This is a genomic window from Microvirga sp. CF3016, assembly GCF_036314085.1.
In the GTDB taxonomy this organism is placed as follows: domain Bacteria; phylum Pseudomonadota; class Alphaproteobacteria; order Rhizobiales; family Beijerinckiaceae; genus Microvirga.
In genome coordinates this window covers 1-20,151 of record NZ_JAYGGM010000018.1, presented here as the reverse complement: position 1 = coordinate 20,151, position 20,151 = coordinate 1, and the positions used below count along the sequence as shown (strand labels likewise).

Genomic DNA, 20,151 nt, shown 5'->3' with positions numbered 1-20,151 from the left:
CCCGGCCTCTTTGACGACACAACGGCCCCAAGCAAAAATGCCTGGGACCGTGTGTTTTTGAGCCCCGATTTCTCGGGGGTAATCCTGCGACCCTGAAGGGCCGCAAAATTACTTAAGCTCGACCTTGGCGCCGACCTTCTCGAGGGTCGCCTTGATCTTCTCGGCTTCGTCCTTGGAAGCGCCTTCCTTGACGGTCTTCGGCGCGCCCTCGACGAGGTCCTTAGCTTCCTTCAGGCCCAGGCCCGTGATGCCACGGACTTCCTTGATGACCTCGATCTTCTTGTCGCCGGCAGCAGCCAGGACGACCGTGAACTCGGTCTGCTCTTCAGCAGGAGCAGCGCCAGCTGCGGCGCCGGGAGCAGCAGCGACGGCAACAGCCGCAGCAGCGGAAACGCCCCACTTCTCTTCGAGCATCTTCGAGAGCTCGGCGGCCTCGAGAACGGTCAGCGACGAAAGATCGTCAACGAGCTTGGCAAGATCAGCCATTTCTTAATTCCTTAAGTTCGGTTCGAACGGTTTGATGGTTGAGGTTACGGCCTCACGCCGCTTCGCCTGTTTTGGCATAGGCCCCGAATACGCGGGCGAGCTTGGCCGCCGGCGCAGTGCTGAGCTGAGCGATCTTCGTAGCCGGAGCCTGGATGAGGCCGACCAGCTTGCCGCGCAGTTCGTCGAGGGACGGCAGAGTGGCAAGCGCCTTCACTCCGTCCACGTTCAGGGCGGTCGTTCCCATTGCGCCGCCGAGGATCACGAGTTTCTCGTTAGCCTTGGCGAAATCAACAGCGACCTTGGGCGCCGCGACCGGATCGTTTGAATAAGCGATCAGGGTCGGACCTTTCATGAGGCCCGAGATGGACGCGACGTCCTTGCCTTCGAGAGCGATTTTGGCGAGGCTGTTTTTTGCGACCTTCACGGTGGCACCGGCCTGCTTCATCTGCGCGCGCAGCTTCTGCATGTCGGCGACCGTGAGGCCAGCATAGTGGGCGACGACGACAACGCTCGTGGTGCTAAACACGTCGTTGAGAGTCGAGACGAGCTCGCGCTTTGCTGCTCTTTCCACTGGGCTCTCTCCGGTTGGCGGGAATATCCGCCGGTTGCATTTGCCGCTCAAGGCCCGGACTTGCATCCGAGGCATCTTGAACGACGCTCTCGCAAGCCCTGTCCCCCAAATGACGCCTGGCGGCGCACCGGGTGAGATGGTTCGAACCGACTCTCGTCACCTGCGTTGAACAGGTGTTAAACTCGGCTTCCCCGTCTATGCAGGCCCTTTCGAATTAAACCGGCAAGCCGGCACCTGCAGTCTCGGACAGGACATAGCCGGAACGCGCCAAAGGTCACCCTTTGGCTCGCCGGCTTGTCACCGTCCCGTCTCCGGGACGGATTAGCAGCCAGAGGCACGCGCAAAAGCGGAGCCTCGGCATATGTTGGAAACTCAACGCGTTCTATTAAGCCTTTCTGAAGCATTTGCCAAGAGGCTTTTTTGCCGGCTTTGGCAGCTTCCAGGCCGCTTATTTGCGATATGGTGTAGCGCCCTCGATTGCGCAAGCCTCGGCTCGACCCAGAAGGAACGCCCTTTCGCGCCCGTTGCGGCTGAGCCCCGCCGCGCGCTCGAACTGGACCTTGGCTTCGGCCATCCGACCGGCCCGGAACAGGAAATCGCCCCTTGCCGCCGGCAGTGGCGCATAATCGCGCAGGGCAGCCTCGTCGATGGCGTCCAGGAGCGCCAGGCCGGCTTTCGGGCCGAACGCCATGCTGTGCGCCACCGCCCGGTTGAGGTCGACGACCGGCGAAGGCATGACCGAGCGAAGGATGTCGTAGAGCGAGGCGATCCTCGGCCAGTCCGTCTCCTCCGCGCTGCGGGCGCGGGCGTGGCAGGCGGCAAGTGCGGCCTGGAGCGCATAGGGTCCGGCGGCACCGCCCAATGCCTCGGCGCGCTCAAGCGCGGCGAGGCCCCGCCGGATCAGAAGGCGGTCCCACAGCGCCCGGTTCTGCTGGGTCAGGGGAATTGCATCTCCCTGTGGCCCGACGCGGGCTGCCAGGCGGGAGGCCTGGATCTCCATGAGGCCGAGGAGGCCGAAGACCTCGGGCTCCTCGGGCGCCAGTCCGGCCAGGATGCGTCCCAGCCGCTGGGCCTCGGCGCACAGGGCCGGACGGATGAGATCCTCGCCGGCGGTTGCCGAGTACCCCTCGTTGAAGATCAGGTAGATGACCTCCAGGACCGAAACGAGGCGCTTTCGCCGTTCCTCGCCGCGCGGCACCTCGAAGGACAGGCCTGCCTTGGCCAGGGTCTTCTTGGCGCGGACGATCCGTTGGGCGACGGCGGCTTCGCTGGAGAGGTAGGCGCGGGCGATCTCGTCCGTCGTCAGCCCGCCGATCAGGCGCAGGGTCAGAGCGACCCGCGCCTCTCGGGACAGGATCGGGTGACAGGCGATGAAGATCAGGCTCAGGAGTTCGTCGCCGACATCGTCGTCCATGGCAGCCTCGATCGCCGCGATGCCCGCTTCGTCCTCCTCCGTCAGGTCCCGGCCGATCTCGGCATGCTTGCGCGCGAGCATCCGGTCCCTTCGCAGGAGGTCGATGGCCCGGCGCTTGGCCGCGGCGGTCAGCCAGGCGCCGGGATTGGCCGGCACTCCCGTCTTCGTCCACTCGGACAGAGCGACGACAAAGGCGTCCTGCGCTAGCTCTTCGGCCAGACCTACGTCGCGCACCATCCGGGCGAGACCGGCAATGAGTCTCGCCCGCTCGATCCGGAAGATCGCCTCGATCGTCTGGTGAGTTTCGATGGTGGTCATGGTCTTACGCTAGAGGTCGTCGGATTCCTGGCCAGGCAAAGGACGGGCTCAAAGCCCAGGGGTCTTCGCGCGGAGCTGCTTGTCCCGCTCGGCGATTTCCGGGGTCACGACGTCGCCGAAATCCGCCATTTCGTAAAATGGACGGATCTCGATCTCGCTCGGGCCGAACATCGGGTTCGGACAGCGCTTCACCCACTCGACTGCCTCGGCCATGTCCTTGACCTCCCAGACCCAAAATCCGGCGACGAGTTCGCGGGTTTCGGCGAAGGGGCCGTCGATCACGGTGCGGCTCGGGCCGTCGAAGGCGACCCGCTTGCCCTGCGAGGACGGCTTAAGTCCGTCCCCAGTCAGAAGGACGCCGGCCTTGACCAGCTCTTCGTTGAACCGGCCCATGGCCTCGAGGAGTTCGGCCGTGGGCATGACGCCCGCTTCGCTGTCCTCGGTGGCCTTGACCAATACCATCACGCGCATCGTCTCATCTCCTTGTGCTCCAGGGAGGCCGTACGGGCTCTCCTGTTCCTACGACGAACGGGCAGCGGCCGGATCGACATCCTGCCGAAACTTTTTTGCGCCAGGAGCGCCCGAAATGGGATTCGGAAAAGAAAAAGCCCGGCGCAGAGGCCGGGCTTTTCCAACGTTCATGGCAATGGGGCTGATCAGCCGCCGATCACCGAGGAGGGATCGACCTTCACACCCGGGCCCATCGTCGAGGAGATCGCCACGCGCTGGATGTAGGTGCCCTTGGCGCCGGTGGGCTTTGCCCGGGAGACCGCATCGGCGAAAGCCTTGATGTTCTCCACGAGCTTGCCCTCGTCGAACGAGGCCTTGCCGATGCCGGCATGGACGATGCCGGCCTTCTCGACGCGGAACTCGACGGCGCCGCCCTTGGCCGCCTCGACGGCGCCCTTCACGTCCATGGTGACCGTTCCGACCTTCGGGTTCGGCATCAGGCCGCGCGGGCCGAGAACCTTACCGAGACGGCCGACGAGCGGCATCATGTCCGGGGTGGCGATGCAGCGATCGAAATCGATCGTGCCGCCGTTGACGACCTCGAAGAGGTCCTCGGCGCCCACCACGTCGGCACCGGCAGCCTTGGCCTCGTCGGCCTTGGCGCCGCGGGCGAACACGGCCACGCGGACCGTCCGGCCGGAGCCGTTCGGCAGGTTGCAGACGCCGCGGACCATCTGGTCGGCGTGGCGGGGATCGACGCCGAGGTTCATCGAGATCTCGATGGTCTCGTCGAACTTCGCCTTGGCGCGTTCCTTGATCAGCTTCACCGCGTCCTGGATCGGGTAGAGCTTGGTGACCTCGATGCCCTCGCGGGCCGCGCGGATGCGCTTACCTTCTTTCACAGCCATCATGCCCTCCTTACGCCACTTCCATGCCCATCGAGCGCGCGGAGCCCTCGATCATGGCCATGGCGGATTCAACGGTGTCGCAGTTGAGATCGACCATCTTCTTCTCGGCGATCTCGCGGATCTGGTCGCGGGTCACGCGGCCGACATTGCCGCCCTTGCCGGGGGTCTGCGAACCCTTGTCGATCTTCGCCGCCTTCTTGAGGAAGTACGAGACCGGGGGCTGCTTCATCTCGAAGGTGAAGGAACGATCCTGATACGCGGTGATGATCACCGGGATCGGGGTGCCCTTCTCCATCTGCGAGGTCTTCGCGTTGAAGGCCTTGCAGAATTCCATGATGTTCAGGCCGCGCTGACCGAGCGCCGGACCGATCGGCGGCGACGGGTTGGCTGCGCCTGCGGGCACTTGAAGCTTAACGTAGCCCGAGATTTTCTTTGCCATAGGACTGCTCCCAATGGACCAACCGCCCGGCGCCAACCGAGCGGAATGGCAGTTGCAGATCGCGGTGCAGCCTGTTCGTCCCGGCTGGCGACCGGGCAGACCTCCCGCGGATGAAAGCCCCTCTCAAGGGGCCTGGAAAGTGCCACCGGACAGGTGCCACTTCCCTTCCGGTCAGACCTTTTCGACCTGACCGTATTCGAGTTCGACCGGCGTCGCGCGGCCGAAGATGGAGACCGCCACCTTGAGGCGGGCCCGGGCGTGGTCGACTTCCTCGACGACGCCGTTGAACGAGGCGAACGGACCGTCGGAGACGCGGACCTGCTCGCCGACCTCAAAGCTGACGGACGGCTTCGGATGATCGACACCTTCGGCCACCTGGCCCTTGATCCGCTCGGCCTCACGATCCGGGATCGGAACCGGCTTGGACTTGTCGGCGCCCAGGAAGCCCGTCACCTTGGGCGTGTTCTTGATGAGGTGGTAGACCTCGTCGGTCAGATCGCACTTCACCAGCACGTAGCCCGGGAAGAACTTGCGCTCCGTGTCGACCTTGCGGCCGCGGCGCACCTCGACGACCTTCTCGGTCGGGACCATGACCTCGTCGAACTTGTCTTCCAGGCCGCGCTGAGCCGCCTGGTCCTTGATCGACTGGGCGACCTTGTTCTCGAAGTTCGAATAGGCGTGGACGATATACCAACGCTTCGTCATTGCATTCGCCCCTTAACCGCCAAGCCCAAGGATCACCGAGCGGACGCCCCAGCCGATCGCCTGATCGACGACCAGGAAGAACAGGCTGGCAACCACCACCATCACGAACACCATTGCGGTCGTGATCATGGTCTCCTTGCGCGTCGGCCAGGTCACCTTCGCGGCTTCCGAGCGGACCTGCTGTATGAAATCGAACGGGTTCGTCTTCGCCATTTCCCTTGCGTCCACATCACCTTGAGAGCGGCTGCGAACGTCCTCTAAGGGCACGCTTGAGCCCAAATTGAAGGGGCGCGAGGCTGCTTTCGAGCCTCGCGCCACCTGTTCAAACCATCTACGGGGCGCCTCTCTAACGCAAAACGCCCGCTTTGTCGACCGCTGGCAGGAGTGGAGGGACTCGAACCCCCAACCCCCGGTTTTGGAGACCGGTGCTCTAGCCGATTGAGCTACACTCCTCCGGCGGTCAACAGGTGGCGGGGTCCCGCCACCTGGATCCGTGTTAGTCCATCACGGCGGCGACGACGCCGGCGCCGACGGTCCGGCCGCCTTCGCGGATGGCAAAGCGCAGCTTCTCTTCCATGGCGATCGGGGCAATCAGCGTCACTTCCATGGTGATGTTGTCGCCCGGCATCACCATCTCGGTGCCCTCAGGCAGCGTCACCACGCCCGTCACGTCCGTCGTGCGGAAGTAGAACTGCGGCCGGTAGTTGCCGAAGAACGGCGTGTGACGGCCACCCTCTTCCTTCGTCAGGATGTAGGCCTCGGCCTTGAACTTCGTGTGCGGCTTGATCGAGCCCGGCTTGCACAGCACCTGGCCGCGCTCCACGTCCTCGCGCTTCGTGCCGCGCAAAAGAACGCCCACGTTGTCGCCCGCCTGGCCCTGGTCGAGCAGCTTGCGGAACATCTCCACGCCCGTCACCGTGGTCTTCTGCGTGTCGCGCAGACCCACGATCTCCACTTCCTCGCCCACCTTGATGATGCCGCGCTCCACGCGACCCGTCACCACCGTGCCGCGGCCCGAGATCGAGAACACGTCCTCGATCGGCATCAGGAACGGCTGGTCCACCGGACGCTCCGGCTGCGGGATGTAGCGGTCCACCTCGGCCATCAGCTCAAGCACCCGGTCGCGCCCGATCTCAGGCGAACGGTCTTCCAGAGCGCACAGGGCCGAGCCCTTCACGATCGGAATGTCGTCGCCCGGGAAGTCGTACTTCGACAGAAGCTCGCGCACCTCGAGCTCAACCAGGTCGAGCAGCTCGGCGTCGTCGACCATGTCGACCTTGTTCATGAACACCACAAGCGCCGGCACGCCCACCTGACGGGCCAGCAGGATGTGCTCGCGCGTCTGCGGCATCGGGCCGTCGGCCGAGGACACCACCAGGATCGCCCCGTCCATCTGGGCCGCGCCCGTGATCATGTTCTTCACGTAGTCGGCGTGACCGGGGCAGTCCACGTGGGCATAGTGCCGGTTCGTGGTCTCGTACTCCACGTGCGCGGTCGAGATCGTGATGCCGCGCGCCTTCTCCTCCGGCGCCTTGTCGATCTGGTCGTAGGCCGTAAACGTCGCCCCGCCCGACTCCGCCAGAACCTTCGTGATCGCCGCCGTCAGAGACGTCTTGCCATGGTCCACGTGACCAATCGTCCCAATGTTGCAGTGCGGCTTCGTCCGCTCAAACTTTTCCTTCGCCATTGATCTCTACCTTGCATAGGCCAGGAACAAAAAACCCAGGGCGTCCCGATATTGCGGTTGCGCTGTTTGCGCAAGAGCCAATTTCGATATTGCAGAACCTAATGCCCGATAACCCGATCGCCCGACCTGTCAGAGACCGGATCGTCACGCATCTCCTCACCGGGCAGGTTCGGCCTGTATAAAGGCGTTAAGTGCCAAAATTACAAGCTGAGCGGGAAGCCTCGTGGAAGGTGGAGCGGGTGAAGGGAATCGAACCCTCGTATTCAGCTTGGAAGGCTGCTGCTCTACCATTGAGCTACACCCGCATGCCCATCTGATTGGGTGGTGGGGGAAGTAGGACTCGAACCTACGAAGGCATAGCCAGCGGATTTACAGTCCGCCCCCTTTGCCGCTCGGGACATTCCCCCATAGAACCCAACCCGAACGCAAAACGCCGAGGCTGTTCTGCAGAGCGCTCGCCGAGGCTGGGCGCTCCGTGGCGCTCTTATGGTGACCTGTATGGCCGGTGTCAACCTCAAAGCGCACCGAAATCGGACGGGTCGTGAACCGGCCCGCGCTGTGCTATGGCCCTTCCGTCACCACACGAGATCCTGAGAGCATGAGCGACCGCCCATTCCAATCACGCAAGCCGAGATTCCAGCGTCCGCACGGGAAATCCGGTCGCCGCGATCCCAAGGCCAGACGGCCGAACTTCGAGATCGACACCACCATTCTCTATGGCTGGCATCCCGTCGTGGAAGCCATCCGCAACGGCAAGCGGACGATTCGCCGCCTCCTGGCCACGGAAAATTCCGCCAGGCGCCTGAGCGAGGAGCTGGATGTTCCCGTGCCTATCGAACCTGAGATCGTCCGCCCGGACGAGATCAACCGCCTGCTGGAGCCGGATGCGGTGCATCAAGGCCTCTATGCCGAGGCCGACCCCCTGCCCTCCCCGTCAGTCGATACCTTGAGCGGTAAGCGCGTGGTCCTGGTCCTCGACCAGGTCACCGACCCTCACAATGTCGGAGCTATCGTCCGCACGGCTGCAGCCTTCGACGTGGAGGCCATCATCACGACGGCCCGGCACAGCCCGGCCGCCACGGGCGTCCTGGCGAAATCCGCATCGGGCGGCCTTGAGCATGTGCCTTTCATGATCGTGCGCAATCTCGGCGACACGCTGACGGCGCTCGGCGAGCGGGGCTTTCAACGAATCGGGCTCGATTCCTCGGGCGAGGCCAGCCTGGACGAGATTGAAATCGCCCTGCCGGTCGTTCTCGTGCTGGGTTCGGAGGGAAAGGGACTGCGTCAGAGGACGCGCGAATGCTGCGATGTCATCGGCCGGCTCGACATGCCCGGCGCCATCAAGAGCCTGAACGTCTCGAACGCCGCTGCCATATGCCTTTATGCTGTGACTAAAGGAGCGTCCAAGAGCGCCCGTAGATAAAGCTCGCAATACTGCTAAGCCGTTGCGTCTCATAATGAATTTCTTTGGTCGCACGGCTTCTTAGACGGAAGTCGCAAATACCAATTGTGAATTGTGGAAAGAAAGGCCGGAGTTAGCCTCCCGTTCGATGGAATTCTTGGCTGCACGGCGCAGTCACGATGCCTCGGCCAAAGCCCGCCTTGCGGGCTTGCGGCCCAGAACCCGGATCACCGGGCATATGAATGGAAGGGAACCCTATGGCAACAGCAGCTACCACGCCTCATTCGGCTGCCGCAGCGCGGCCGATGACGCGGGAGGAAAAGAAGGTCATTCTGGCCTCCTCTCTCGGTACCGTCTTCGAATGGTACGATTTCTATCTCTACGGCTCTCTCGCCACGATCATCGGCGCGCAGTTCTTCTCCGCCTTCGACGTGACGACCCGTAACGTCTTCGCGCTCCTGGCCTTCGCGGCAGGCTTCCTGGTGCGCCCGTTCGGCGCCATCTTCTTCGGCCGCATCGGCGATCTTGTCGGCCGGAAATACACCTTCCTGGTCACGATCCTGATCATGGGCTTCTCGACCTTCCTGGTCGGCCTGCTGCCGAGCTACAACCAAATCGGCTGGATCGCCCCCGTGGTCCTGATCGCCCTGCGCATGCTCCAGGGCCTCGCCCTCGGCGGTGAGTACGGCGGTGCTGCTGTTTACGTGGCCGAGCACGCTCCGGTGGGCCGCCGCGGCTTCTACACCAGCTTCATTCAGACCACCGCCACGGTCGGCCTGCTGCTGTCTCTGGCGGTCATCCTCATTCTCCGCACCTGGATGGGCGAGCAGGGCTTCCAGACCGGCGAGGGCTGGCCCATTGCCGGCTGGCGCATCCCGTTCCTGCTCTCCGTCGTGCTGCTCGGCATCTCGGTCTGGATTCGTCTCCAGATGCAAGAATCTCCGGCCTTCAAGAAGATGAAGGAAGAGGGCACGCAGTCGAAGGCTCCGCTCAAGGAGGCATTCGGCCAATGGAGCAACCTCAAGATGGTGCTCATCGCCCTGGTCGGTCTCGCCATCGGTCAGGCGGTCGTGTGGTACACGGGCCAGTTCTATGCCCTGTTCTTCCTCCAGAGCATTCTGAAGGTCGACCTGCTCACCTCGAACGTGCTGATCGCCTGGTCGCTGATCATCGGCACCGGCGGCTTCATTTTGTTCGGCGCGCTCTCCGACAAGATCGGCCGCAAGCCGGTGATTCTCGGCGGCTGCCTGATCGCGGCGATCACCTACTTCCCGCTCTTCGGCGCCCTCACCAACGTCGTCAGCCCGAACCTGACCCAAGCTCTTGAGACTGGCAAGGTTCAGGTCGTGGCCGATCCGGCGAGCTGCGGTTCCGTGTTCGACCCGGTCGGCATCCGCACCTTCACGGCTCCGTGCGACATCGCCCGCGTGGCTCTGGCCCGCTCGGCGGTCAAGTACGAACTCGTGCCGGCCGCCGCCGGCACCGCTCCGCGGGTGACGTTCAACGGCAAGGATGTCCCGATCGCTCCAGCCATTCCGGCCAACATCACGGCCTTCACGGCTGCGGCGACCGAAGTGGGCTATCCGAAGGCCGGCGATCCGAGCATCCTGAAGGTGAACGGCTTCTTCTCGGCTCTCGGCAACGCCCAGGCTCTGAAGGCCATCGGAATCCTGACGCTCTTCGTGATCTACGTCACGATGGTGTACGGCCCGATCGCGGCGGCTCTGGTGGAGTTCTTCCCCACTCGCATCCGCTACACCGCGATGTCCCTGCCCTACCACATCGCCAACGGCTGGTTCGGCGGCCTCCTGCCCCCGACGGCCTTCGCCATGGTGGCGGCTACCGGCGACATCTACTACGGCCTCTGGTATCCGATCGTGATCGCTCTGGTGACCTTCGTGGTCGGCCTCCTCTTCGTGCCGGAGACGAAGGACCGGGACATCCTGACCTTCGAGGGCGTCGGCGCGAAGCGCTGAACTTCCGAAGAACGCTAACGGAAAGCCCCGCCTTCTGGCGGGGCTTTTCATTTGCCGCACAAGAGATCGCGGCTCAGTAGCAGGTCGTCACGCGGCGGACGATCCAACCTTCGCCTTCCACGAACAGGCGCTTGCGGGAGATGTCGCAGGACCCGTCGTTCGTCGGTTTCGATTCGATTGAAGACGTGGTCTCCACGTCTTTTGCGGCAACCGCCGTTGCCGTCGCCTTGACGGGCTTGGCCGTCACCGTATGGCCCGCGTGAGCGGCATCCGTGCGCTCCGCCGCGAGACCGAATCCTACGGCAATGGCCAGACCGGCCATGATCTTGAGACCGCCGCCGAGCGGCGAAAATCGTCTACGAGCAGAAGCCCCTGAGGTCTTCATCACACCAACTCCGTGATCAGGTTTTCCTAACAATTCCAGAATTCAGGGTTGGTTTCGGTGTGCCAGGACACTTAATATTTACATTTGTGTGGAACTTGCGTCCTGCTTCGCGGACTGCTACCTGAGCACCCGTGGCATCGGCCGGTGTAGCACAGCGGTAGTGCAGCGGTTTTGTAAACCGAAGGTCGGGAGTTCGATCCTCTCCACCGGCACCACTCTCTTTTCCTTGAGTGGCAAAGCCCTTCAGCAGCAACAAGAATCATGGACGCGTCCTTCTCTGATGCAGGACACGCGCACGATGCTGTTCGCGTCGCGACGGTCGAAAGTTCCGAACGCGACCGGAGCGCCTCAGTCCAAGGCGACGCTCAAATAGCTCAAATAGACGGCAACCAGCAGGGCCAGGAAGCTCAGGCCCAGGGCTGCCAGCAAGGCAAGCCAAAGAGATCTCGTGTCATCGGCATCCATGAAGCGCCCCCATCCCTGTCGCTTTCAGTTAACGAGGGAGGATCCCGGCTTATTCCATGTCCGATGAACTAGGGCATTGAGCGGACCCTGCGGGCCGCGCCAGCGTAAAGTGCATTCCACGGTCGGGTCCGATGCTCTAGGGCTCCGCCGCTTGGAACTTCACGAGCAGGTCGCGGTGAGCGCACCAATCCCTGAGCGTCTCCTGCATCTCGTGCAGAGCCGCCTTGGCCGATGCGGTGGGCTGAGCCTCCCAAGCGAGTTCCTGAATGAGCGCGACCTGATCGGAGATCCGCTGCTTGAGATCGTTGATGTCGTTCGTGAGCCTTCCCAGTTCGTCCGGCTGATGAAGCGAAGAAACGGATTGGCCGGGAAGACCATCTTCAAGCTTGAGCATGCCTCGGCATAACGCGCTGGCCGCTCATTGCCAAGCTTGCGGGCTGGGACTGCGAGGGAATGCCAGAGGCAGAACCGGTAGGCTGGCCGCCGGCACGCACACTCCCTTTCGTATGCCGCTTGCTGGGAGCGAGGCGTTCGCTAGCCTCCCCGGCCTCCGGATCCGCTGCCTCCGGATCCGCTCCCGCCCTGCCCGCCTGATCCGCCTGAGTTCTGGCCGCCCTGCGAGTTGCCGCCGTCAGTGTTGCCGGTGCTGCCTGGGCCCCCGGAATCCGGCCTGTCGCTGCTTGATCGACCGGGAGACCTTGTCAGCGGCTGGCAGACTCCTCCAATTTCCTGCTCGCCCTGCATGCAGGATCGCGTCGCCGGGTTCGATTGAGCCATGGCAATGCCCTGCGAAGCCGCCAGGACCCATGCGACCGTCAGCACCGGCACCGTTTTCGTTTTCATTGTTCCATCCTCATCGTTCGAAGCTTCCAGTCGACGGATGAACGGCCCGATTGTTTCAACCGGGATCTCCACGGATGGGCCTATTTGACCGTGCTCGCTTCACATGTTCGGGAGCGTCCAGAGGGTTCTACCCAATCGGCGACCTGCCGACCGTCCGTCGGGGTAGCCCGACTGCCCAGGCAGAACTTCCAGGAATGAGGCTTAGGCTGCTCGCTTCAGGTCGTGGAGGCGTATGTGGACGTGCTCTTGCTGAACGTGATGGGCTCGGCGGCTGTGGCTTCTGCAGTCGTGGTTGCCGTCATGACGAGCCGCTTGTCGAGGGAACTCGCCGGATTGTCGCTTCAAGATCCGGCCTCCGGCCCAAGGTCCGGCCACTGAATGTTCATCACAGGCAGGCATCGCGCCTACCCATGATATGTTGATATCGAGGGAGCCTCGTTCCAGGCACTGGCAAGTGTTGATCAGGTGCGGTGCTAACGAACGCGCTCCTTGCCCCAGTTTTCATGGGCTGCCTGATCCGAGATCTTCTGCTCGGTTCGCGACAGCCTGCGGCGACGGCTGCCGAAAACCGCCATGAAGATGCCGATCAGCAAAGGCCCGCCGACAATCACCACGGCCCACACCCAACCATCGGCTATATCCCAATCCATCGATCGTCTCCTTGCGAGGGACTGCCGAGCGCAGTCCCGGCTTTCTTAATGGGCTAACCGGAATGCCAAGTCGTTGTTCCCAGGGACGTCATGCATAGGCAAAGCCGGCTTCCGGCATTAGACAGACGAGAAAACCCGGGCCGCCTCGTATTCATAGAGATCTCATGCCGATTGCCGTTTCAGACCCTGACGACCCTCGGATCGAAGCCTATCGTGCCGTGCGGGAGCGCGATCTTGCCGGGCGGCAGCACAGCTTCATCGCGGAAGGAGAAGTGGTCCTGAGGCTTCTCCTCAAGCAAACCCGATTCCGGATCGAATCGCTCCTGCTGGCGGAGAACCGGCTCGAAGCCCTGGGCGATGCCCTGCGCCTGCTCTCCCGGGACGTTCCGGTCTATATGGCGAACCGGACGGTGATGGACGCCATCGTGGGTTTTCCGATCCACAGGGGCATCCTGGCCATCGCTCACCGGGCGTCCTTGCCGCCGGCGGCGGAGCTGCTCGCGCAGATGCCGGAGGAAGCGCTCGTGGTTGGATTGATCGGCTTGGCCAACCATGACAATGTCGGTGGGATCTTCCGCAATGCGGCGGCCTTCGGCGCCGGGGCGGTCCTGCTCGACGGCGAGACCTGCGATCCGCTTTATCGCAAGGCCATCCGTGTCTCGGTCGGCGGCGCGCTTGTGGTACCCTTCACGCGGGTCGGCTCCGCGGAGGAGATGGTGCAGATCCTGCAGGACGCGTCCTTCGACGTGATGGCCCTGTCCCCGTCCGGCCGAGAGGTTCTCTCGCAGGTCCAGCCTTCCCGTCGAACGGCCCTGCTCCTGGGAGCCGAAGGCCCCGGCCTGCCCGCCGACCTGCTGGCGCGGACCAGGACCGTGTCGATCCCCATGAGCGGCGGCTTCGACTCCCTGAACGTGGCGACCACGAGCGGGATCGCTTTGCATCACCTCTCCCAGGCCAGCCGTCATGACGCGATCGCTCGCTGACTTGTGAAAGGCGGATGTCTTGTCTCCAAGCCTGGCCGTTCTAGGCTCCTGCTCCCGTGCTTCCGCTCGCATGCCTGGAGACGTTCATGACGATCACACGCCGCACCGTTCTCGCCAGTACTGCCCTTGCTGCTGCGCCCCTCGGGGCGCCCGTTCTCGCTCAAACCGCCGCGCCGGCCCCGGCTCCCGCGCAGGGATCCGGCAGCCGCCAAGCGCCCGGCTTCTATCGTTACAAGGTCGGCGACATCGAGGTGACGGCCATCAACGACGGCATCGCCCCGCGTGCCCTCGAGGGCTTCATCCGCAACGCGGAACTGTCGGCCGTCCAGCAGGCCGCCCGCGAGGCGTTCCTGCCCCAGGATACCATCCAGAATACCTTCAACGCTCTCGTCATCAGGAACGGCGACCGATTGACCATTGTCGACACGGGCAACGGAGACATGGGCGCTCCCACCACCGGCCGGTGGATGGACAACTTCCGTGCCGCCGGCTTCGACCCGTCGCAGGTCAACACCGTCGTCATCAGCCATTTCCACGGCGACCACATCAACGGCCTCCGCCGCAAGGACGGGACTGCCGTCTTCCCGAATGCCGAAGTGATGGTGCCGGCCGCTGAATGGGCCTTCTGGATGGATGACGCCCGCATGAACCAGGCTCCGGAGAATGCCCGGGGCGGCTTCCAGGGCGCGCGTCGCGTCTTCGGTCCCATCGCCAAGGATGTGAAGCAGTATGAGGCCGACAAGGAGATCGTGCCGGGCCTGACGAGCATCGCAGCTCCCGGACACACGCCCGGTCACACGGCCTTCATGCTGTCCTCCGGCTCCGGTCGATTGCTGATCCTGTCGGATACCGCGAACCACCCGGCCCTCTTCGTCCGCAATCCGGACTGGTCGGCTGTTTTCGACATGGATGCGGACCAGGCCCGGGCCACCCGCCGCAGGATGCTCGACATGGCGGCCTCCGAGCGGGCGCAGGTCGCGTTCTATCACGCACCCTTCCCGGCGACCGGACATATCGCCAAGGACGGCAACGGCTTCCGCTTTGTGCCGGTCCAGTGGAGCCCGGCCGTCTAAGGTCGGTCTCCGGCCGTTTCCGCCACAAGCCACTCCAGGGTGGCCGCATCTGCGCCGGTCGGCTCGATGAAGAGCACGACCGGCGTCTCGTAAGGATGCCGCTCCTTGAGGGCCCGATGCACCTCGTCCTGAAGGCCCTTGCGGCTCTTCAGGATGCCGACCGCTTCCTGCCCCTGCTCGATCGCGCCCTTCCAGGCGTAGACGGACCTCATCCCCGGCAGCACGTTGATGCAGGCGATCAGCCGGTCCCGGACGAGCGCTTCCCCGATCGACAGGGCGGTGTCCACATCGGGAAAGGTCGTATAGACGAGAAGTGGGCGATCCATGCTATGCCTTTCCTCCGCATCCGATCGGACGCCACGAGGGTAACTGGGCATGGCCCGCCGTTTCAACCATATCGCATTCGTCGCCAGCGCCGCGCCGGACGCCCAGGGCGCGCTGAAGACCCTGCAGGGCCGCTATGCTAATGTTGCTCCCGAGGAGGCCGATGCCATCGTGGCGCTCGGCGGCGACGGCCTGATGCTGCAGAGCCTTCACCGGCTCATGGGCACGGCCAAGCCCATCTACGGCATGAACAAGGGCACGGTCGGCTTCCTGATGAACGACTACCGGGAAGAAGATCTGTTCGAGCGCCTGGAGGCCGCCGAGCGCAGCGTCGTGCACCCCCTGCTGATGGTCGCCTGGGACGTGCACGGGGTGGCTCACACGGCCCGCGCCATCAACGAAGTCTCGATGCTGCGGCAGACCTATCAGGCGGGCAAGCTGCGTGTGAGCGTCGATTCTCACGTGCGGATTCCCGAGCTCATCGCCGACGGCATCCTGGTGTCGACGCCCGCCGGATCGACGGCCTATAACCTTTCCGTGGGCGGAACGATCCTGCCGCTCAATGCACCCCTGCTGGCCCTGACGCCGATTTCCGCCTTCCGTCCCCGCCGCTGGCGCGGGGCTCTCCTGCCGGACTACGCCAAGATCCAGGTCGAGGTTCTGGAAGCGGAGAACCGCCCCGTCAGTGCGGTGGCCGACCACACGGAATTCCGCAACGTCTCCCACGTGCATGTCTCCATGGATCGCAGCGTCGATCTCGTGATGCTGCACGATCCCGGCCACAGCCTGGACGAGCGAATCCTGCGAGAACAGTTCGGTTATTGATGACACCAAAGGCATGGGTTCCAACATGCCGTTCACAACGATGAGGCAACGTCATGAACGATGAGAGCAGGCACCCGAGGGGTGGCCTTTACTTCGAGGATTTCACCGTCGGCACCACCATCAATCACCGCCTGACCCGGACGGTGACGCAGATGGACAACATGCTGTTCTCCAATATGACGCTGAACCCGCAGCCGCTCCACATCGATGCGCATTTCTGTGCCACCGAGACGGAATGGGGCAAGCCGCTCATGAATTCCCTGTTCACCCTCGGACTCCTGATCGGCATCTCCGTCAACGACACCACGGTGGGGACCACCATCGCCAATCTCGGCATGACGGACGTGAAGTTTCCCGCGCCGCTCTTCGAGGGCGACACGGTCAGCGCCACGACGGAGATCGTCGCCAAGCGTGAATCCAAGTCGCGCCCGGATGCCGGCATCGTCGAGTTCATCCACCGCGCGTACAAGCAGGACGGGACGCTGGTGGCCGAATGCCGCCGGCAGGCCTTCATGCGCAAGAGGAGCGCCTGATGCGTTCGCTGCTGTTCGTGCCTGGCGACAGCCCGAAGAAGCTCGAGAAGGGCATGACGTCGGGCGCCGACGTGCTCCTCATCGATCTGGAGGATTCGGTTGCCCTCGACGCCAAGGAAGAGGCCCGGCGCATCACGTCCGCGTTTCTCTCCGAACAGAGCAAGAGCGCTGACCGCCCCCGCCTGTTTGTCCGCGTCAACGGGCTGACGACGGGCCTGATCGATGCGGATCTCGACGGTGTGATGCGCTCAGGCCCCGACGGGATCGTGCTGCCGAAGGCCATCGGCGGAGCGGACGTGGCCCATCTCGGCGCCAAGCTGGCGGTGCGCGAAGCGGAATTCGGCCTGGAGGACGGCGCCACCCGCATCCTCGCCATCACGACGGAAAACGCCGCCGGCGTTTTCGCCCTCGGCACCTTCGCTGGCTCGAGCCATCGGCTCATGGGCCTGACCTGGGGCGGCGAGGACCTGTCGGCCGATCTCGGCGCCGAGACCAACCGGGGAGAGGACGGCGCCTATACGGATCCGTACCGGCTCGCCCGCTCCCTCACCCTCCTGGGTGCCGCGGCGGCGAGCGTCGATGCGATCGACTCCGTCTTCACCAACTTCCGCGACACGGCCGGTCTCGCGGCCGAGTGCCGGGCCGCCCGGCGCGACGGTTTCGTGGCCAAGATGGCGATCCACCCCGCCCAGGTCCCGGTGATCAACGAGGCCTTCACGCCGTCTCCCGAGGCCGTCGAGCGCGCACAGGCCGTGATCGAGGCGTTCAAATCCAATCCGGGTGCAGGCGTGGTCGGCTTGAACGGCGAGATGCTGGATCGCCCTCACCTGCTGCGGGCCGAGCGACTCCTGAGGCGCGCTGGGCGGGTCTAAGTGCTTCATGACGGCTCGGAGACCGGCCGCCAAGGTCATTGGTTGCCTCTGATGATCGGCACGACTGTCCGAGCTTCATATGGAATCCACGAGGTCCGGTGCCTTCTCGGGTTCTGTTAAGAGGCCAGCCCAAGCGCTTCTGTTCCAGGCGCTCTCGATAGCCCCTGGGCCCAGGGGCGAATTATACGGAACGGCAGTTACATTTCCTACTTAGGTGGCCCCGCTGTGGCTGAAAAGCCACCTGGCGATAGCAATTCCGCCGGAAGGAATATAAACGTTATATACTATCCAAACGGATAGTTCCCGCGCCGGCCTCATCCCCTTATCCGATACGGCGTCACAATAAGTCCCTCCTCCGTGCTCGGACGTGGGCTGGACACAGGTCAATCCACAAAGCCTTGCGGCCGTCTTCAGGAGCTGCACTGGCGCACAGACGGGTTCGCTGGCCGGCGAACCATGGGGGAATATGAGATGTCTCAAGCTATCATCGATGCTTTTAACAATGCCGCCGATTGGGCAGCAACGCTGGCGGCTATCAAAGACAACAGTGGCGATCTGCTCGATCAGGACCATCTCGACAAGCTGAACACTCTCCCTGATGGCGGCGGTCGTGAAAAGGCGATCGGCCTCGGCGTGCTCGAGATCAAGACCCTGTTCGGCAACTTCACCACGATCGAGGACGTGCAGGCCGCCGTCGACATGCAGATCGACGTCGAATACGCCAAGTATGAATTCATCACGGCACTCGACGCGGCCACGACGGCAGCCGAGATGACGGATGCGATCCTGGATACCATCGAACTGGTCAATCAGGATCGCCAGGATCTGATCGAAGCGTGGTCGAACAGCGGTGACGCAGATGCTGTCGCGCGCGCTACGGATTTGGCGGACGACGCTTTCACCACTGTCCTGGCCGAAATCGTCAGCCACCTCGGCGAGCCGGCCTACATGGCCGAGCTCGGTGCCCGCATGCTCGCTCTCCGGAACGATCTGCAGGGCGGCAAATTCTTCGGCGACGGCAAGATCATCGCTGCGCTTGAGGAGGCTGATGCCGAAATCGAGGCTGAACACCTTGCGACCATCACTGGCGATTTTACCGGTACATTGGACGAGGATGGCATCGCGCAGGTCGTCTTCGGCACTCTCTCGGTGCAGGACGAAGACTGGGGAGAGGACGTTTTCCAGGCTGTTGATGCGGCAGATCTTCAGAAGACTTACGGTACGTTCGCTTTCGATCATGAGACCGGCGCGTGGACCTTCACCCTCAACAACGACGCCGCTCAGTCCCTCAAGGAGGGTGAAGAGGTCGAGCAGACGCTGACCGTCACATCCTTTGACGGCACAGCGGAGGAGACCATCACGATCACGGTGACCGGCGTGAACGACGACCCCACGGCCGCCACGACCGGCAACAGCGTTTCCGGAACCGTGAACACGACCATCACCGGCAACGTTCCGGTCGGGTCCGACGTGGACGGCGACGCCCTCACCTACGAGCTGGTTGCTCCTGTGGCAGGCCTGACGCTCAACGCGAACGGCAGCTTCTCCTACGAGCCGGCTGACGACTTCACCGGCAACGTCACCTTCCAGTACAAGGCCAAGGATTCGAATGGAGGCACGAGCGCGGCTCAAACCTTCACGATCACCGTGACGCAGCCCAACCGCGCCCCTGTTGCGGCCACGACCGGCAACAGCGCTTCCGGCGATGAGGACAAGATCCTCATCGGCGAGCTTCCGGACGCAACGGATGCCGACGGTGACGACCTCACCTACGAACTGGTTGCGCCGGTGGCAGGCCTGACGCTCAACGCTGACGGCACCTTCAGCTACGCGCCGGCGGCCGATTTCAACGGCGAGGTTACCTTCCAGTATCGGGCCGTGGATGAGCATGGAGAGAAGAGCGAGCCTCAGACGTTCACGCTGACCGTCAAGCGTGTCAACGACGCGCCGCGGAATGTCTCTCTGTCGAGCGCCAAGATCGAAGAAAACGCGACAGCTGGAAAGGAAGTCGGCAAGCTGACGGTCTCTGATCCTGAAGGCGGCTCATTTACCTATGAACTGGTGGATAACGCAGGCGGACGCTTCACGATCGATGCGACCGGCACCCTGAAGGTCGCCGATGGCGTCAAACTCGATTACGAGCAGGCCATGTCGCACACGGTGAAAGTCCGTGTGAAGGACGCCGCTGGTGCGACCTTCGAAAAGTCCTTCACCATCAATGTGACCGACATCGGTGCAGAGATCGTCACGGGCACGGCCACGGCCGACATGCTCACGGGTGGTTCCGGAAAGGACACGTTCAAAGGCGGCGCCGGTGACGACAAACTCTCCGGCGGCGCCGACAACGACACGCTGTGGGGCGAGAAAGGCAAGGATGTCTTCGTGTTCGACACGGCCCTCGGCACGTCGAGCACCGACCGCAAGGTCAACTTCGACACGATCAAGGACTTCTCGGTGCGTGACGACAGCATCCAGCTCGACAATGCGATCTTCAAGAAGCTCGTGAAAGTCGGCAAGCTGAACAAGAACTACTTCACCACCGGCGACAAGGCCAAGGACAAGAACGACTACGTCGTCTACAACAGCAAGACGGGCGTGCTGTCCTACGATGCCGACGGTTCGGGCAAGGGCAAGGCGGTCGAATTCGCTCAGCTCTCCAGGAACCTGAAGATGACCGAAAAGGACTTCTTCGTCATCTAAGTGAGCCTCACCGAAACGAAGCGGCCTGGGTGGCTGCTCGGAGGGCGCGTTTTTTTTGTTACCGCCTTTTATTTTTAGTTGGCAGACGCGTCCTTCCTCACCCCCCCCGCCCCGTGTTAGAGTAATTTTTCTTCGGCGTCGC

21 protein-coding genes and 4 tRNA genes are annotated in these 20,151 nt (G+C 63.3%); 9 read left to right on the top strand and 16 right to left on the bottom strand.

The window, feature by feature from the left end:
• Positions 1 to 108 precede the first annotated feature (108 nt).
• The 12 genes from rplL to VB672_RS21580 form a co-directional block, all read right to left on the bottom strand.
• Positions 109 to 486, bottom strand: coding sequence for a 50S ribosomal protein L7/L12 (gene rplL / locus VB672_RS21635; protein WP_329786286.1), 378 nt, complete (start codon positions 484 to 486; stop codon positions 109 to 111).
• A 52-nt stretch (positions 487 to 538) separates the two neighbouring features.
• Positions 539 to 1,057 (bottom strand): 50S ribosomal protein L10, encoded by a 519-nt coding sequence (gene rplJ / locus VB672_RS21630; protein ID WP_329786285.1) that lies wholly within the window; start codon positions 1,055 to 1,057, stop codon positions 539 to 541.
• A 448-nt stretch (positions 1,058 to 1,505) separates the two neighbouring features.
• Positions 1,506 to 2,789, bottom strand: a complete 1,284-nt coding sequence (locus VB672_RS21625; RefSeq protein WP_329786284.1) for an RNA polymerase sigma factor — start codon at positions 2,787 to 2,789, stop codon at positions 1,506 to 1,508.
• A gap of 48 nt (positions 2,790 to 2,837) precedes the next feature.
• Positions 2,838 to 3,260 (bottom strand): YciI family protein, encoded by a 423-nt coding sequence (locus VB672_RS21620; RefSeq protein WP_329786283.1) that lies wholly within the window; start codon positions 3,258 to 3,260, stop codon positions 2,838 to 2,840.
• A 185-nt stretch (positions 3,261 to 3,445) separates the two neighbouring features.
• Complete coding sequence (rplA, locus tag VB672_RS21615) at positions 3,446 to 4,147, bottom strand: 50S ribosomal protein L1 (protein WP_329786282.1); 702 nt, start codon at positions 4,145 to 4,147, stop codon at positions 3,446 to 3,448.
• A gap of 10 nt (positions 4,148 to 4,157) precedes the next feature.
• Positions 4,158 to 4,586, bottom strand: coding sequence for a 50S ribosomal protein L11 (rplK, locus tag VB672_RS21610; RefSeq protein WP_262273332.1), 429 nt, complete (start codon positions 4,584 to 4,586; stop codon positions 4,158 to 4,160).
• A 171-nt stretch (positions 4,587 to 4,757) separates the two neighbouring features.
• Positions 4,758 to 5,291 (bottom strand): transcription termination/antitermination protein NusG, encoded by a 534-nt coding sequence (gene nusG, locus VB672_RS21605; protein ID WP_329786281.1) that lies wholly within the window; start codon positions 5,289 to 5,291, stop codon positions 4,758 to 4,760.
• 12 nt (positions 5,292 to 5,303) lie between these two features.
• Positions 5,304 to 5,504, bottom strand: coding sequence for a preprotein translocase subunit SecE (secE, locus tag VB672_RS21600; protein WP_173945259.1), 201 nt, complete (start codon positions 5,502 to 5,504; stop codon positions 5,304 to 5,306).
• 163 nt (positions 5,505 to 5,667) lie between these two features.
• Positions 5,668 to 5,744: transfer RNA gene (locus tag VB672_RS21595), tRNA-Trp, on the bottom strand.
• A 43-nt stretch (positions 5,745 to 5,787) separates the two neighbouring features.
• Positions 5,788 to 6,978: an elongation factor Tu gene (gene tuf, locus VB672_RS21590; RefSeq protein WP_329786280.1), complete on the bottom strand. Its 1,191-nt coding sequence runs from the start codon at positions 6,976 to 6,978 to the stop codon at positions 5,788 to 5,790.
• A 231-nt stretch (positions 6,979 to 7,209) separates the two neighbouring features.
• Positions 7,210 to 7,283: transfer RNA gene (locus VB672_RS21585), tRNA-Gly, on the bottom strand.
• Between the two features lie 17 nt (positions 7,284 to 7,300).
• A tRNA-Tyr gene (locus tag VB672_RS21580) sits at positions 7,301 to 7,385 on the bottom strand.
• Between the two features lie 191 nt (positions 7,386 to 7,576).
• Here VB672_RS21580 and VB672_RS21575 point away from each other — a divergent pair.
• Positions 7,577 to 8,401, top strand: coding sequence for a TrmH family RNA methyltransferase (locus VB672_RS21575; protein ID WP_329786279.1), 825 nt, complete (start codon positions 7,577 to 7,579; stop codon positions 8,399 to 8,401).
• A 236-nt stretch (positions 8,402 to 8,637) separates the two neighbouring features.
• Positions 8,638 to 10,356, top strand: a complete 1,719-nt coding sequence (locus tag VB672_RS21570) for an MFS transporter (protein WP_329786278.1) — start codon at positions 8,638 to 8,640, stop codon at positions 10,354 to 10,356.
• A 73-nt stretch (positions 10,357 to 10,429) separates the two neighbouring features.
• On the opposite strand, the gene VB672_RS21565 is transcribed toward VB672_RS21570, so the two are convergent.
• Positions 10,430 to 10,741, bottom strand: coding sequence for a hypothetical protein (locus VB672_RS21565; RefSeq protein ID WP_329786277.1), 312 nt, complete (start codon positions 10,739 to 10,741; stop codon positions 10,430 to 10,432).
• 140 nt (positions 10,742 to 10,881) lie between these two features.
• Between VB672_RS21565 and VB672_RS21560 the strand changes: the two genes are divergently transcribed.
• Positions 10,882 to 10,956, top strand: a tRNA-Thr gene (locus VB672_RS21560).
• A 386-nt stretch (positions 10,957 to 11,342) separates the two neighbouring features.
• Here the strand turns inward: VB672_RS21560 and VB672_RS21555 are convergent.
• Complete coding sequence (locus tag VB672_RS21555) at positions 11,343 to 11,600, bottom strand: hypothetical protein (RefSeq protein WP_329786276.1); 258 nt, start codon at positions 11,598 to 11,600, stop codon at positions 11,343 to 11,345.
• Positions 11,601 to 12,522: 922 nt separating this feature from the next.
• On the bottom strand, positions 12,523 to 12,699 hold the full coding sequence (locus VB672_RS21550) for a hypothetical protein (RefSeq protein ID WP_329786275.1): 177 nt from the start codon (positions 12,697 to 12,699) through the stop codon (positions 12,523 to 12,525).
• A 164-nt stretch (positions 12,700 to 12,863) separates the two neighbouring features.
• Here VB672_RS21550 and VB672_RS21545 point away from each other — a divergent pair, with 164 nt between their 5' ends.
• Together VB672_RS21545 and VB672_RS21540 are read left to right on the top strand one after the other, a co-directional pair.
• On the top strand, positions 12,864 to 13,682 hold the full coding sequence (locus tag VB672_RS21545; RefSeq protein WP_329786274.1) for a TrmH family RNA methyltransferase: 819 nt from the start codon (positions 12,864 to 12,866) through the stop codon (positions 13,680 to 13,682).
• Positions 13,683 to 13,768: 86 nt separating this feature from the next.
• The gene (locus VB672_RS21540) at positions 13,769 to 14,755 is read left to right on the top strand and encodes an MBL fold metallo-hydrolase (RefSeq protein ID WP_329786273.1); all 987 of its coding nucleotides are present in this window, start codon (positions 13,769 to 13,771) and stop codon (positions 14,753 to 14,755) included.
• Here the strand turns inward: VB672_RS21540 and cutA are convergent.
• The gene (cutA, locus tag VB672_RS21535; protein ID WP_329786272.1) at positions 14,752 to 15,081 is read right to left on the bottom strand and encodes a divalent-cation tolerance protein CutA; all 330 of its coding nucleotides are present in this window, start codon (positions 15,079 to 15,081) and stop codon (positions 14,752 to 14,754) included. The genes VB672_RS21540 and cutA overlap by 4 nt on opposite strands.
• A 49-nt stretch (positions 15,082 to 15,130) precedes the next feature.
• Between cutA and VB672_RS21530 the strand changes: the two genes are divergently transcribed.
• From VB672_RS21530 to VB672_RS21515, 4 genes are all read left to right on the top strand, one after another.
• On the top strand, positions 15,131 to 15,904 hold the full coding sequence (locus VB672_RS21530; protein ID WP_329786271.1) for an NAD kinase: 774 nt from the start codon (positions 15,131 to 15,133) through the stop codon (positions 15,902 to 15,904).
• Positions 15,905 to 15,957: 53 nt separating this feature from the next.
• Positions 15,958 to 16,437 (top strand): MaoC family dehydratase, encoded by a 480-nt coding sequence (locus tag VB672_RS21525; RefSeq protein WP_329786270.1) that lies wholly within the window; start codon positions 15,958 to 15,960, stop codon positions 16,435 to 16,437.
• Positions 16,437 to 17,309 carry an HpcH/HpaI aldolase/citrate lyase family protein gene (locus VB672_RS21520; RefSeq protein ID WP_329786269.1) on the top strand — a complete coding sequence of 291 codons (873 nt, stop codon included), beginning with the start codon at positions 16,437 to 16,439 and terminating at the stop codon, positions 17,307 to 17,309. Before VB672_RS21525 ends, VB672_RS21520 begins: the two co-directional genes overlap by 1 nt.
• A gap of 471 nt (positions 17,310 to 17,780) precedes the next feature.
• A complete protein-coding gene (locus VB672_RS21515) occupies positions 17,781 to 20,009 on the top strand; it encodes an Ig-like domain-containing protein (protein WP_329786268.1) in 2,229 nt (742 codons plus the stop codon).
• Positions 20,010 to 20,151 lie beyond the last annotated feature (142 nt).